At 65.3% G+C, this 13,929-nt stretch carries 11 protein-coding genes; 5 read left to right on the top strand and 6 right to left on the bottom strand.

All coding sequences use genetic code 11. The features are described 5' to 3' along the window. Nucleotides 1-120: 120 nt before the first annotated feature. The 5 genes from IU449_RS05635 (at nt 121) to IU449_RS05615 (ending at nt 6,167) form a co-directional block, all read left to right on the top strand. Complete coding sequence (locus IU449_RS05635) at nt 121-486, top strand: hypothetical protein (RefSeq protein WP_195000862.1); 366 nt, start codon at nt 121-123, stop codon at nt 484-486. Nucleotides 487-2,357: 1,871 nt separating this feature from the next. Then, a complete protein-coding gene (locus IU449_RS05630; protein ID WP_195000861.1) occupies nt 2,358-3,578 on the top strand; it encodes a cytochrome P450 in 1,221 nt (406 codons plus the stop codon). 18 nt (nt 3,579-3,596) lie between these two features. Next, on the top strand, nt 3,597-4,868 hold the full coding sequence (locus IU449_RS05625; RefSeq protein WP_195000860.1) for a cytochrome P450 family protein: 1,272 nt from the start codon (nt 3,597-3,599) through the stop codon (nt 4,866-4,868). Nucleotides 4,869-5,202: 334 nt separating this feature from the next. Further along, complete coding sequence (locus tag IU449_RS05620; protein WP_195000859.1) at nt 5,203-5,508, top strand: hypothetical protein; 306 nt, start codon at nt 5,203-5,205, stop codon at nt 5,506-5,508. A gap of 125 nt (nt 5,509-5,633) precedes the next feature. Beyond that, entirely contained in the window at nt 5,634-6,167 is a 534-nt protein-coding gene (locus tag IU449_RS05615; RefSeq protein ID WP_195000858.1) for a hypothetical protein, read from the top strand. Nucleotides 6,168-6,199: 32 nt separating this feature from the next. Here IU449_RS05615 and IU449_RS05610 read toward each other — a convergent pair whose 3' ends face one another. The 6 genes from IU449_RS05610 to brxD all read right to left on the bottom strand — a co-directional run bounded on the left by IU449_RS05610 (nt 6,200) and on the right by brxD (nt 13,830). Further along, entirely contained in the window at nt 6,200-6,781 is a 582-nt protein-coding gene (locus tag IU449_RS05610; RefSeq protein ID WP_195000857.1) for a hypothetical protein, read from the bottom strand. A gap of 553 nt (nt 6,782-7,334) precedes the next feature. Next, nucleotides 7,335-8,570, bottom strand: coding sequence for a helix-turn-helix domain-containing protein (locus IU449_RS05605; protein ID WP_195000856.1), 1,236 nt, complete (start codon nt 8,568-8,570; stop codon nt 7,335-7,337). A gap of 395 nt (nt 8,571-8,965) precedes the next feature. Continuing rightward, on the bottom strand, nt 8,966-9,367 hold the full coding sequence (locus IU449_RS05600; RefSeq protein WP_195000855.1) for a hypothetical protein: 402 nt from the start codon (nt 9,365-9,367) through the stop codon (nt 8,966-8,968). 26 nt (nt 9,368-9,393) lie between these two features. Continuing rightward, on the bottom strand, nt 9,394-9,924 hold the full coding sequence (locus IU449_RS05595) for a DUF3558 domain-containing protein (RefSeq protein WP_195000854.1): 531 nt from the start codon (nt 9,922-9,924) through the stop codon (nt 9,394-9,396). Between the two features lie 463 nt (nt 9,925-10,387). After that, nucleotides 10,388-12,520: a DEAD/DEAH box helicase gene (locus IU449_RS05590; protein WP_195000853.1), complete on the bottom strand. Its 2,133-nt coding sequence runs from the start codon at nt 12,518-12,520 to the stop codon at nt 10,388-10,390. Next, on the bottom strand, nt 12,517-13,830 hold the full coding sequence (gene brxD / locus IU449_RS05585; RefSeq protein WP_195000852.1) for a BREX system ATP-binding protein BrxD: 1,314 nt from the start codon (nt 13,828-13,830) through the stop codon (nt 12,517-12,519). The genes IU449_RS05590 and brxD overlap by 4 nt, the downstream gene beginning before the upstream one ends. Nucleotides 13,831-13,929 lie beyond the last annotated feature (99 nt).

The following is a 13,929-nucleotide window of genomic DNA, read 5'->3' as shown; positions in this document are numbered from 1 at the left end:
TATGGCGCAGTCTGCGGTGAATACAATGGCACAGAGCGAGCAACTCGGACTTGCCAAGCCGTTCTTTGTGCAAGGGGAGAGTTCGGTACATGCATGGTCGGGCTCGAGGTAGGTAGAGGCATGACTGACAAGAGCAGCGGGTCGGAAAACGCGCTGATGCCCTCGATCGTGGGTGTCGTCACTGGTGGCATACTGGCGGTGATCGTCTATTTCCCTGCGGTTGCGTGGCTGCAGAACGTTTTTGATGTTCCCGAACTCACACCGGTTCCCAAAAAATATCGAGGCGAATCGGAACCAATATCGATGTGGTACTGGGCAACGTGGATGATTCCGATACTTGTCGTGATTCCCATCGGATTGGCATTGTCTTTCTGGCGTCAACTCCGGGTCTTCGCGCTGGTGTCCACGGTAGTTTTCGTTCTGGGTTCGGCCGCAGTTGCTGCTATGGTGATCTCATTCGAAACCAACGGATTTGCACCGGACTGACCGGATGGTGCCCGGATCAACAGTTTCCTCCAGTAATTAGGCGGCTCGATCGTCGGAATTGAGAGAGGTTGGAGGCGGTGGGCAGTCGGATTCGACAGCTCGGCTTCGATGACTTCGTGGCGTCGGAAAACCTGTCCAGCGGCGTCCGGTGGTTGCAAGGCGGCTGGTCCGGGAACACTGCGGAGCCCTTTGCGACGAGTGCGACTGCCATCGGGCAGGCCGATGACTGGGATTCCCCTCCACCAGAACGATTCCGCAATCAACATGTCAGGGCAAATTTGTCTCGTCGCCCTCGCGCATAAACCAGGGCAGCTTCGTATCCTCGGCTCTGGCGTTGGACCCATCGAGTTGACCCGCGAAAGCCTCGTACGCAGCATCGATCAACTCGCTCGGCGGATTCGGGGACCTACCAGTAAGCCTCCCAAGAGCCCTGAAGGTTCGGTTGTCTACGCCAGCGTGGACGCTGACCCCTTCGCCTGCCATGGCGCTCGCCAGAGCGGCCTCGAACCTGGCTTGCTGTGTTGCCCGATCCGGTTTCGACCGCGGCTCGATCACTCTGCCATCCTCGATTCCATGAGTAGTTTGTACAGCACTTTTGCGGGTTCGGAGGCGTTGGGCCCATTCAATATTACATCCATCACCATTACATCCATCACCGCCTCGGCGACAGCCTCCCTTCACGCCAACTTTGCTCGGTATCCCTCCTCGAAACTGTATCCACTGAGTTGCCTTATCCAGTGACGCCATTCCGATTTTCATTTCTGCAGAATTGTCGGCTTTGGATACATTCCGAAGGAAATAGTCCTGCAATACCACGAGTGCCGAGTCGGACGCTCGCCAGTTGCCCCAGCTGTCGATCACATGGGCGAGACTGAAGTTCAGGACCCGGTTTTCGCTGCGGTCCGCGCCTCCTGTCGCTATGTCCGGCCGATCCGTCATATGACTATCATCGCAATTCGATATCAGGCGGCAAGGGTGGCACCCTTAATCCCGCTTCCTTCCTCGCAGCCATGTGCTCCAGGTATCCCACCACGCTGGGGCGTGTTCCTTCGAACCAGTTCGATACCCGAAACCATCTCCCGTTGACTCCCGTATCCTCCTCCGCTTCCCAGGCTGGCGGGTCATCCTGACCGAGATCGGATCAATCGATGAACTGATATACATAGCCTTGGTGGGCTGTCAGCACCAACATCCCTTCAGGATCACGGATCTCATGCGCCCGCCGGCAACTCTTTCGCGCCCTGCTCAGCAGCGAAAAGATTGATCTCCTCGTCAGTGGCTCCCGACATGGAATCACGGCGCCAGTCCGGCACGAGTCCGTTCGATCATCGTGTCCGCCTCCAGGGCATGCCGTAGGATTCGCGTATTCGCTGGTTGCTTCGCCCGGCATCATGGTCATCGCAAGCATTCCGAGTTCCATTGGCTCGGAGGCTGATCGATGCGATCGGAATCTCGGCGCCAGGGATGGTTCCCCATCCGCTCGTGCACCTCATATGAATCGCGCATATCTCGATAACGCTTGGCGAATTCACCCTCGGCGCCCCCGAATCCGCGCCCATATGGTCGCTCCGGCGCTCGGCACCGGGTGACGCTGTCCTCACCCTCACACGGCGCGGCGGCTTCCCCGGAGAGGAGGGAAGCCGGTGGCGAAAGCCCCGGTGCCGAGTGCCTTCCACTTCAACGACCCCACAGGAGGCGCTGTGCTGGGATGTTCGCCCGAGCTACCGGTAGCCGCTCCGCACCACACGAGTTCGACATCATCAGCGAGTCGCGAACAGTGTCGCCGTGGTGGGTGCGCATCGTCCGCATTCCGTTCGATCCGGAGTATCACGTTGCCTACAGCGCATTCCGCTAATTCTGTTCGGCACCTCGTGGGCCGTGGCTCACCGCACGACGCCGACAACGATTTCCGCGTCCCGATCTACACCGAGCAGTTCGCCGCCGACCCGCACGCCGCCTACGCCCACATGCGCGAGCAGTTCGGTTCACTGGCGCCGATCTGGCTCGCGCCGGGCGTACCGGCGACTCTGGTGATCGGCTACTGGACCGCCCTGAGAATCCTGCACGACCCCGAGCATTTCCCGGCCGATCCACGGGTCTGGCAGCGCGGCATCCCGCCGGAATGCCCGGTGCGGCCGATGATGCAGTGGCGTCCGAATGCACTCCGCAGCAGTGGGTTCGAGCACGCGCGTTATCGATCGGCCACTGTGGACGCCCTCGCCAGGGTGGAACTGCACAGGACCCGCCAGGTGGTCGAGCGGATCGCTGTGGTGTTGATCGGCGGGTTTTGTAGCAGTGGCCGGGCCGACTTGATCCGAGATTTCGCCTCGCCGTTGGTGTTCGAGGTGATCAGCGAACTCCTCGGCTGCGATCCCGATATCAGCGGCCGGGCCGCGACAGGGATGGCGATGATCTTCGACACCACCGACGTCGCCGCAGGCAACGAGCTGATGGTGGCGGCGCTGGCCGAACTCGTCCGTCGCAAACGCGCCAGGCCGGGGGAGGACATCACCTCTCGGCTGCTGGCCCATCCCACCGCCCTCACCGACGAAGAGGCAGTCCACCAGCTGGTCACCCTTTACGGTGCCGCGAGCGAGCCACTGACGAACCTGATCGTCAACACCGTGTCGTGGATGATGACCCACCCCGACTTCGGCGGCGAGGTCGTCGGCGGTGCGATGTCGACCCGCGACGGGCTCACGCATGTGCTGTTCCGCGACCCGCCGATCGCGAATTTCTGCATGTCCTATCCGCGTCAGCCGCAGCTGGTGGACGGGGTGTGGGTGCCCGCGCATCGGCCGGTGGTGATCAGCCTGGCCGCGTGCAACAACGACCCCGCCGTCGTGGGCGGCAATATCCGCGGCAACGAGTCCCACCTCGGACTCGGGGCCGGACCGCACCGCTGCCCCGCGCGGGCGCTGGCCGAACTGATCGCCGGGGAGGCGATCGACCAGCTTCTCGACGTGCTGCCCGAGATGACGCCGGCCGTGCCGCACGAGCGGTTGCGGTGGCGGCCGGGGCCGTTCCACCGGGCCCTCGAAGAGCTGCCCGTCCTCTTCACTCCCGTCCCGCCACCGACTGTTTCCCGCTGAATACGAAGGCGATCACCGATGACCGATCCGCACCCCGTCGCTGCTCCTACTCCCGTCGTGCTCGACCCCACCGGGCTCGACATTCCCGGTGCGGCCATCGCCCTCCGCGAAAGAGGACCACTGGTCCCCGTGACATTGCCCGGCGGGATTCGCGCCTGGGCGATCACCGATCCGCAGGTGCTCAGAGATCTGTTTGTCGACCGGCGGGTATCCAAGGACGCCCACCAGCACTGGCCGGCCTTCATCGCCGGGAAGGTGCCGCCCGATTGGCCGCTGATCTCCTGGGTGTCGGTGCGCAACATGCTCACCGCCTACGGCAAAGACCATCAGCGCCTGCGCAAGCTCGTCGGCCCCGCGTTCACCGCCCGCCGCGTCGACGCGCTGCGACCGCAGATCCGGCGGATCGTCACCGACCTGCTCGACGGTCTCGCCGCCCGTCCGGACGGGGCGGTGATCGATCTCCGCGAGGAGTACGCGGCCCAGGTTCCGCTGCGGGTGATCGCCACCCTGATGGGTGTCCCCACCGACCTGCGAGCCGGGCTGCGCGCGTGCGTGCACGAGATCTTCTCCACCTCCCCGCAACGCGATCCGCACGACACCTTCGCCGACATGGTGGCCATCCTGACCACACTCGTGGCCCGCCGCCGCGCCGAACCGCGCGAGGACATGACCAGCCTGCTCATCAGCCACCGCGACGACCACGCGGACCGGCTCACCGAAGAGGAACTGATCCACACCCTGCTGCTGGTGATCAGCGCCGGATACGAGACCACCGTCAACCTCATCGACCAGGCCGCCGTCGCGATACTGACCCGTCCCGAACTGCTGGGCCGACTGCGCGTCGGCGCTCTCACCTGGTCGAACATCATCGAAGAGACATTGCGCCACGCGCCACCGGTCGCCAACCTGCCGCTTCGCTACGCGGTCGTCGATATCGACATCGCGGGCAGGCGGATCGAGGCAGGAGACGCCTTGCTCGCCTGCATCGCCGCGGCCAACCGCGACCCGCACCTGCACGGCGGCGACCCCGACGAGTTCGACCCGGCCCGCAAGCACAAAGAGCACCTGTCCTTCGGCTACGGCCCGCACTTCTGCCTCGGGGCTCCCTTGGCCCGGCTGGAAGCGGCCGTGGCGCTGCCCGCCCTGTTCGGGCGCTTCCCCCACCTGACCCTCGCCGCCGCGCCGCACGAGCTGAAACCGTTGCCCAGCTTCATCTCCCACGGCCACCTACACCTGCCCGTCCACCTGGACGGACCGGCCGATGCCGGCGCGCCGGAGTCCGTGCCGTGACGGCACGGAGCACCGGAACGGACGGGTCGACACGGCGGCGCGACAGCAGTGGAGGTCGCCGTGGCCGCTGACCCCGCAGGGCCTGGCCGGGCCGGGCCGAACGGTGTGATCATCCCGATGGAGCAGGCCGCATCCGCCGCCAGGCGCACGCCGACAAGCTCCGCCACGACAACCCACACTGGCCCGTCCGCTCACCGGCCGACGCGGCGAACGCACTGGAGATGCACGGCGACTGTCCGTGGCACTGCTCCACTCGCGTCGCCGCCCAGATCGTCAGCGACGACGACTACCGATACTTCCGCGACCGCATGTCCGGCCGCGCGGAAAGGCAATCATGGACACCGCACTCGGATTGCTGAATCTCGACCTCAGCGAATCCCCGCTCGCCGATCGGGCGACCCTGCACGAACTCGCCGCCCGCCACGGTTACCACCTCACCACCGTGCTTACCATCGACGAAAACACCTATATGCCGACCACCCTGATCGCGCACACCGCGCACACCACTCGCGCGGCCACGATCCTCGCACCCGGCTTGGCGCACTTCGGTTGCGCGGTCCGAGCATTGACGCTGTCCTGCGCACTCGTGGTGCCCGATGCCGTCATCCCGCGAATCCCCGGATGGACACCGAATCCGTGATTCGCACGGCCACCTTCTCGGCCCGGCGGACTCTCGACGACGCGCATCTCCGCCGTGTGTCGGCTACCCCAGCCACGTCGGACGAACGGGCCATACTGTCTCGAGTCGTCGAGCGAGGAGGGGCCGTGGAGAGCAACGAACAGTTGGGTCTCGATTTCGAAGTCGAGCGGACCGCATGGGGCACGTGGGTCGATCCGGACCGGCGGGCGGCGCAGGTCCGGAAATTCTTGGACTACGCCGGGCTGGGGGGCATTCCCGCCGGGCCGTGGCCGGAAGGGTCCTCGGAGGTAAAGCGACTCGACGCGGCCCTCGCCGAATGGCTTCCGGATATGGATGCCGCGATGAAACCCGAGAACCATGACCTGGTCGATGCCTTCGTGTGCTTCATGGGTGAGTGCTTTATTCGGTTCGCGGGCGCCCGTTGGGTCGATTGGCACTCCTGGGACGACGAAAACTCCTTCTACGACCACGTGAATCCCGCCGTCGAGTGCGATACCTCGGACGAGGACGAACTCGGCATGTGGGTGCTCGTGAAAGACATGCAGAAATATGATCCCGAAGTGGATGACGGCATGTTCTCGTACTTCGCGTCAGCGCTTCGCGAGTATTCGGGCTACCACGACGACAAACGCCGCGAGGAAGCTTCGTCGACTGAATAACGTGTAGTCACGACAACTTTCGCAGTGCCGTTTCACAATTTGGGGGTGGGCGTAGCCGTGGACGGATACGACAGGGATCGCGACGCAGTCGACAACAATACGCAGGGGCGGGTGTTCGAGAACGGCGCGAACAGCTCGAACTCCCTGGGGTCCGCGAGAAGGCCCGGGAACAGGTTCTGAAACGTGAGGACCCTGGACGTGAGCGCGCGTTCACGAAGGCGCTCGAGGTAGGTAAGGATCTGGCGGTCCAGCGGGAGCGGCACCGCGAACAGGTGCGCGAACAGGTCCGGGAAATCGCTGAGCGCGCCGAAGCCGGGACGCCACCAGCCGATGCCGAAACTCTTCAGAAGAAGCACGAGCGGCTGACCAAGAGACTGGAGAACATCAGAGAGGCCGAGCGCAGGCAGGCGCGTGGCCTGCTGCAATCCCTCGGTTCGCGCCTGAGTGCGGACCAGTTGCGGACCGTGGAACAGATCAAAGAGGAAGAACGGGAGCGTGGCCGCGAAGACGTGGTGAGCGGCCTCGAGACGATTGGGAAAGAAGTCGAGCGGGCGCACTGGCACGAGATCGCGGGCGAGCACAACGAGCGGGTGCGGAAGCTGGGCGTCGAGCATGTGCGGGCTGTGCGGGCGCGGCTCCAGGGCCGTGCAGGACTCGAGCGGGACTGTGCGCTGGAACAGGCGGGCCGACAGGTGGAGCGCCTGATGATCACGCCGGAGCGCACGGCCGGCTTGGATCTGGAGAAGTTCCGAGCGGTTCGTGACGGCCGCGAGGCGGGATACCGCAGCGCCGGGAAGACGCACGCCTAGGAACGGCCCGACAAGCCCGCACTCGCGGTGGCCACGATGCGCCGGAGAGACGCCTGGCCGAGATGGTGCGCGATGTCGACCAGGGGCGGTCGGTGGAGCAAGTACTGACCCGGGAAGTGTTGGCGCGAAGCCACGCGGCTCCGGTCGAGGACGCAGTGCGGTCGCGGATGGTCGCCTCGGCACAGATGAGCCCGGATCGACACCGGGACCGGGAGTGCGAACGTGGCATCGACAGGGAGCGCGAGCGCGGGCGATAGCAACTCCTCGGCCGTCGACGCCTACAGTGCGCCGCTCCGGCCGTGCGCCGCACCGCAGCGAGTGCGGCGTGTGAGCGTCATGAAGCGCACGGTTCCAGCGGCTACACCCGCGCCGCGCGCCTTCCCAGGAACTCCCGCGCTTCCGGCACCGCGGCGTGTTGGCGGAGGTCGTCGCTGATGGCGTCGAGGGTGGCGCGCAGGCGTGTGGAGGTGACGCTGTTGATCTGGTCGAAGTGGTCGATCAGCATTTGGCATCCTTCAGCGATTTCGCCGCCGAGGATGTGGTTCTCCGCCAGTTTGATTCGCCAGCCGGCGTTTTCGCGCGGCCAGGCGTTGGTGCCGGTGACGGCGGCCTGGAAGTGTTCTGTTGCCTTCCGGTGGTTGCCGATGCGCATGTATGCCCAGCCGGTGTCGCCGGCAAGTGCGGCTTCGGGAAGATAGACCCATTCCGGATCGTTGCCATGGCTCGATTCGTAGGCCCGGTGTGCTCGCTTGATGGCGTCTTCCGTCGAGCCACTGTTGCCCGTCGTGCTGTGGGCGGTCGCTTCATATATCGCGGCGAGAGCGCGAAGCCGAGGTCCGCCCTGATGGCGGACGGCTGTGGAGGCGGCCTCGGCGAGGTTGACGCTCTCGCGTGGCCGTGCGTCTTCGGGAAGCTCGGTGGGGGAGAAGCTGCCGCCGTAACTGAGCAGGCTGGCGTTGATCAGGGCGTGGGCCGCGGTGATGTCGTCCCCGGCCGCGGTGGCGGTCTGTGCCGCTTCGGCGTAGTAGCGGCGTGCCTGGCTGGTTCGTCCGGCGTCGAAGTGGACCCATCCGGCGGCGGTCATCATTTCGGCGGTGGCGCTGGTGAGGGCTTGGCTCACGGTGTCGGTGTAGGTGCCTTTATCGAGCAGTTGGCGGGCGTAGCGGACACCGTTCACCGCCACCCTGCACAGCCGATCGCCACCGACGAGCAGGTCGAGTTCGTGAATCTGGTTGGTGCCCGCCACGATGTCGGCGACTTCGCTCGCCCCGACCCGGATGCTGCCGGATGAAGTCGCGGCAGCGTTCTCGGTGAATGCTCCGCTCGCAGCGGCTGTTCCCGCGCCGAATGCGCTTGCTCTCAGGAAGTTGCGGCGATCCATGTCTGCCTCCTCGTCCGAGTCCACCACCAGTATGGCAAGGGGAACCCGCAGCGCGCGGGCTACTCGGCGCAGCATTCGCACGTCGTGGACGCAGGGGGCGTTGTTCTCGAGTTGGGAGACGACCGGTTGGGTGTAGCCCATGAGGGTGGCGAGTTCGCGTTGGGTCATGCCGTAGGACTTGCGTATTCGGCGGATGGCTTCACCCGTGGACATGGTCGTCACTGATCCCCCCCGGTTCTGTTGTCGTGGAAGCGCATTGGCGTCGATCGGACTCCATCCTGGGTGGGAACCGCACCTGCCCGGCGCGATATACGGATCGCCTATATCCCGATAAGGGTTGGTGGATTCACGTTCGAGGCAGTCGGATCGGCGCTCGTATGGTTGCTGCGGCGCTCGGCACCGGAAGCGTCGTCACGGCCCCTTCACACGGCGCACCGGCTTCCCCACAGGGGTGGGCAGCCCGTGGTGAAAGCCCCGGTGCCCGCCACCACAACGACCAGCACGTTCGAGGCCGTCGGCCAGGCCGCATGGGAGAGGACCTATGGACATCTGCTGAACTTCGCGGTCTACCGATCACACGCCGCCCGCCGGAGGGCGGGTGTCGAGTGTCAGCCGGTCTGCTCGGTCTGATCGTTCATCTGTTGGCTGTTGCTCTGGTCGACGTTCTGGAGCTGACCGATTGCGGCGAGGTAGGCGTCGCGCATCGTGGTGACGATCTCGATGTGCAGCTTGATGCGAGAAATCGCGTTGTCGTTGGGATCGTGGGTGGCCCCGCCGACCGCTTTTTGCTGGAATTTCTGCTGTAGTTGCTGAGCGGAGGGGAGCCCGCCGTAGCCGGAAAGGAACTCCAGGTTTTCCGCCTTCTTCAGCATTCCGTCGAGCGAGGTGAGCAGAGTTTCGCAGCGTGCAGCCAGTGCGGACCCGATGTCCTCGTCCAGTGTGAACTCCCCGTTGATCCCCTGCTGCTTGAACGTCTGCCATGTCTTCAGTTGCTCTTGCGAGTCCGCCATGAGCGCGCCCCTCCCAATGCTTTCGGCTACTTCGGCAAGTGTCGTTCGAGGTCTGTGGCGTGCTTGATCGCCAGTTCGCAACGATCGGCTGTTATCGGACGGGAAGCACGCCAGCCGAGCGAGATCGTGAACGAACCCTGCTCGGCGGGAAAGGTTACATAGCACGTGCGTTTGTCGGCGGAGTCTGACTTCACGCGAGTGATCAGGGCGGGTCTGGCCCCGATTGTGGTGTCGCCGAGAATGATGACGGTGGTGCTGTTGCGGGTCTCTTCCAGAGTCTTGCTGCTGGACATGAGGTCCACCATGTAGGGCAGGTCCATGGCGTCCCATCCGCAAATGCGCCAGGAGGAGACCTCGGTGGGGTTGACGCTGTTCTGCTCGGTGGCCGGGTCGAGTCCGGTTTCGATCAGCCATTCGTCGGGCACGTCGGTACAAGGGTTGAGTAGGTTGTCCATCGCCTGCGTGGTCGGCGTGGCGGTGCCTGCCTCGGTACTGCTACACCCGGCGGTCGTCGCGAGGACGGCGGTTGCGGCGATGACGGCGCGGACAGTGCGCATGTTCCCTCCCCTGAGCATCGACAATCGTTCAGTCACGATATCCGGGCATGCCCGGCAACCCACCGTACAGGGCATCCAGGGTACCCATCGGCGGGAAGGGGACGCGACGACCCGAGTCGACGCCCGCTCATCCCGGATGGATCGCTGTTCACAGAAGCTTTTTCGGCGCTGGGGGAGGGTGTCCGGTTCGAGGTCGTGTTCACCCGTTCGAAGACCGAGCACACGGCATCGGGGGTGGTTGCGGCATCCAGGCGGATCATCGGGATGAGGAAGGACCGCACGTTGTGGACGATCGCTTCGAACTTCGGCCACAGTGTCGGGTTGTCCGGGCCGGACTGTGATGGTGGCGATCAGCTCGCGGAGCCGCTGGTCGTCCCACTGCCAGTCCCGTTGGAGTCCGGTAGCCGCATTGCCCGGGGTGCCCGCTCAGCCGATGCGTCCACCCGCCGGACACCTGGTCGCTTCAGGCGATGGAGAAATGCACTTTCTCCTCCATCACTCGGCGTGCTGAGACCGGGTCCGCGAGGCGCGCGGCCACGGTGGCGATGGCTTCCTGGTCGGGGAGGACGTCGGAGAACTTCAGTCCGCGTGCGGCTCGCTCGTCGATCTGTGGCAGTTCGAGTGTCGGCAGAAGTGCTCGCCGGGCGGCCGACGCCGTCCGCCACATGTCGGCGGTCAGATCAGATCGCATCCGGATGCTGAAGTCGTCGGGCCGCTGGTCGGGGTAGGCGATGTCCGGAAGTGATGCTGCCAGTGTGGCATTGGCGCGGTAGCCGGCCCAGGTCCACCAGTGCACCCGTTCGCCGTCGCGGTGCACGACTGTCGCATCCGCGCGCGCGGTCGCGGTGCCTTCGGTGGCACGAATATCGGACAGCTGGGTCAGGGCGCGACGGGTGAGCGCGACAGGCGGATTCTCGCCGAGATGCACATCGCGGATCGCGCGGACGAGGTGGAACGACAAGCCGCGCAAGCCGATGCTCGACCACTTCGCGACGCCGCCGTGCTCCGCCGGCTCGACGAATGCGCGCCGCCGCTGCCAATCGATGAAGGTGACCTGCCAGCTTCGTCCGGCGAGCAGCAGTCGTCGCGGCCCGGGTGTGTCATCGGTGAGCACCGAAGGGTCGGTATGGCCGATTTCCTGGCGTCCGGCGAGCACAGTGAATTGGGGCGGAGCGGTGAAAGCGGCTGTCAGATCGAGAAAATGTCTGCGACCGAACCGTTTCTCGGCGGCCGGACCGATGTGGAGCAGTCCGCCGTCGTCGTCGAGGTACCCCTGATCGAGCAGGTGCCGGAGGATGGGCTCCGCCGATTCATCGAAGGGGGACAGCCCATTCCATTCATCGGACCACAGGCGGTCGCCGATGTGATGGTGCTGCAATGTGACAGCGAGCAATTGTTGGGCGACGAGATGGCGCGGTTCAGGTGGTGGGGTGATCGGCTCGACCCAGCCGCGGCCCCACAACAGCAGCAGCCCGGCCGCCTGTACGAGGGCATCGTCGCTGGTGGCCAAGAACAGGCAGTTGCGGGTGCTGTCGGCGCGGCGGCCGGTGCGACCGATGCGCTGCAGGAACGACGCGACAGTAGTGGGAGCGTCGATCTGGATGACCCGATCCAGATCGCCGACGTCGATGCCGAGTTCGAGCGTGGAGGTCGACACGATCACGCAATCGCGGGCTTCGGCGAAAGCTTGTTCCGCACGCGCCCGCTCGTCGGCCGACAGCGACGAATGGGACAGGAACACGGTGACCTCGCGCTCCCGCAGCGCGGCCCCCAATTGCTCGACCTGCCGCCTGGAATCGCAGAACACCAAACGCTTCTCACCTCGATGCAGCGCGGCTATCACCTTCGCGGCGTTCTCGAGCGACCCGACGTAGTCGAGTTCGACCTCACCCTGCGGCGCGCCGCCGGGCTGCGCTGCCGACGCCGAAACGACATCCGGCGCGATTACCTGACCACGCCGAGAACCCGCCCCCGATCCCTGCAGCCACGTAAGCAGGTCGGCGGGATTGCCGACTGTCGCCGACAACCCAATCCGCTGGATCGGCCGTCCGGTGACCCGCTGCAACCTTTCCAGGACGGCGAGCAGATGCCAGCCACGGTCGTCACCGGCGAAGGCGTGCACCTCATCGACCACGACCGCCCGGATGTTGCCGAGCAACTCCCGGTGATCGGTCTTCGTGCCGATCAGCATGGCTTCCAACGATTCCGGAGTGGTCAACAGAATGTCGGGATGCTCACGGCGGATACGGTTGCGCTTGGAGTCGCTGACATCCCCGTGCCAGAGCGCGGCGCGCCTGCCCAGCCACTGGGCGTAGGCGTCGATCCGGGTGACCAGGTTGTTCAGCAGGGCTTTCAGCGGGCACAGATACAGCACCGAAATGCCGGTCCAGTGCTGCTGTGTCATCGCGGTCAGCAGCGGAAAGCAGGCCGCCTCGGTCTTCCCGCCCGCGGTGGGGGCGAGCAGAACAGCGTCCGCGCCGTTGAGCAGCGGGTCGATGGCCTGCTGTTGCAGTGGCCGCAATCCCGGCCAGCCGAGGCTGTTGACGATGTGGTGGACCACCACCGGGTCGAGGCGATCCCACGGATCCTCGGTCACAGTTCCAGGTCTATGTCGTCGGCGCGCACGAGATTGCGTTCGGCGTCGGTCAGCTCGGCGCTGTCGACGGTGAGCTTGTAGTGCACGCGCGGATCGAAGTCCGGGAACTGGTCGATGCGGTCGAGAACATCGCCGACAAGTTTCTTCAGGAACAACCGAGGCGCGACACCGACCTTGCCGCCGAGTGTTCCGCCAACCGCTCGTGCGAGGTCGGTGATATAGGCATCGTCGGCGACCTCGCGGATCCGTTGGGGGTGCTCACTGCCGTCGGCATAGAGATCGCGGATGGTGACACCGAGCGCGACCAGCGATTCCATGGTGAATCCGGGCAGTCGGATCTGCACGGCCCGAGGGTTGTCGAAGCGCGGGTCGGTGGTGAAGTCCGTGGCGAGGCGTTGCGCGAGAGGCGCCAGGCGCTGCACACCCTGCTGACCGTCGTAGAAGGCGGGTGTGCCGGTGATGAGCAGATACAGGCCGGGAAAGCGGCCCGAATACACCTCGTCGATGAGCTGGCGCAACGCGTTGAGCGCCTTGTCCCTGGCATCGGATCGCACCCGTTGCAGGGTCTCCACCTCGTCGAGCACCAGCAGCAGACCTCGGTGGCCGCTGTCACGCAGTGCGGTGAGCAGTCCTTGGAGAAACCCGAACGCCCCGAAGTGATCGAGTTCGCCGCGCACACCTGCGGCCCGTGTGGCCGCGGCAGCCACATTCGGCTGGCCGCCCAGCCATGCCAGGATTGCCGCAGCGGTCGCCTCGTCCCCGCGGACGAGTGCTGTGCGATATCCGCGCAGCGCCGTCGCGAACGAGGGTGCGTGCCGCGATACCTCGATCAAGCGCGCCGTCATGAGCTCATCGACTGCCGCGACCAACGTGTCGTCCTCGGCGCCGGCGGCCAAGGCGTCTTCTTCGAGGGCATAGAACCAGGCATCGACCACCGATCGCAGCGCGCTCGGCGGGAAACTGGCCGTGGTCAGCCGTTCGGTCAGCCGCCGATACACCGTCTCCAGCTTGTGCAGCGGAGTCTCGGTCTCGGAGATCTGTACCTCCGACACCGCGAAGTTGCGCCGCTTCGCACGCTCACCGAGCCACCGCGCGAAGAACGTCTTACCCGACCCGTATTCGCCGCGCACGGCCTTGAACACCGACCCACCGGATTCGACCACATCCAGTTCCGCGTCCAACGCGGCCTCGAATCGGTCGAGGCCGGTGGCGAGCAGGTCGAGCCCGCTCTCGGGAACCGCTCCGCGACGCAGTGCGTCGATGACGGCGCGACGGCGGGCCGCGCTGACCTGGGGTGACCGGGTACTCACCTGGACAGTCTCGCACGGAGCGATAGACAGTCGGTGCGACCACCATCCGCCCTTGACCCGGATCTTGTCGGTGCCTGGAGTCATGACGACGCGTAGGCA

The organism is Nocardia higoensis, assembly GCF_015477835.1.
Classification (GTDB): domain Bacteria; phylum Actinomycetota; class Actinomycetes; order Mycobacteriales; family Mycobacteriaceae; genus Nocardia; species Nocardia higoensis_A.
Note: the sequence above shows the minus strand (reverse complement) of the source record. Positions and strands in the feature narration are given on the sequence as shown.

What these genes read in the sequence shown, in the direction of transcription:
- IU449_RS05635 (WP_195000862.1), top strand. Translation starts at nt 121, where the DNA reads ATGACTGACAAGAGCAGCGGGTCGGAAAACGCGCTGATGCCCTCGATC.
- IU449_RS05625 (WP_195000860.1), top strand. Translation starts at nt 3,597, where the DNA reads ATGACCGATCCGCACCCCGTCGCTGCTCCTACTCCCGTCGTGCTCGAC.
- IU449_RS05620 (WP_195000859.1), top strand. Translation starts at nt 5,203, where the DNA reads ATGGACACCGCACTCGGATTGCTGAATCTCGACCTCAGCGAATCCCCG.
- IU449_RS05610 (WP_195000857.1), bottom strand. Translation starts at nt 6,781, where the DNA reads ATGCTCGACGCCCAGCTTCCGCACCCGCTCGTTGTGCTCGCCCGCGAT.
- IU449_RS05605 (WP_195000856.1), bottom strand. Translation starts at nt 8,570, where the DNA reads ATGTCCACGGGTGAAGCCATCCGCCGAATACGCAAGTCCTACGGCATG.
- IU449_RS05600 (WP_195000855.1), bottom strand. Translation starts at nt 9,367, where the DNA reads ATGGCGGACTCGCAAGAGCAACTGAAGACATGGCAGACGTTCAAGCAG.
- IU449_RS05595 (WP_195000854.1), bottom strand. Translation starts at nt 9,924, where the DNA reads ATGCGCACTGTCCGCGCCGTCATCGCCGCAACCGCCGTCCTCGCGACG.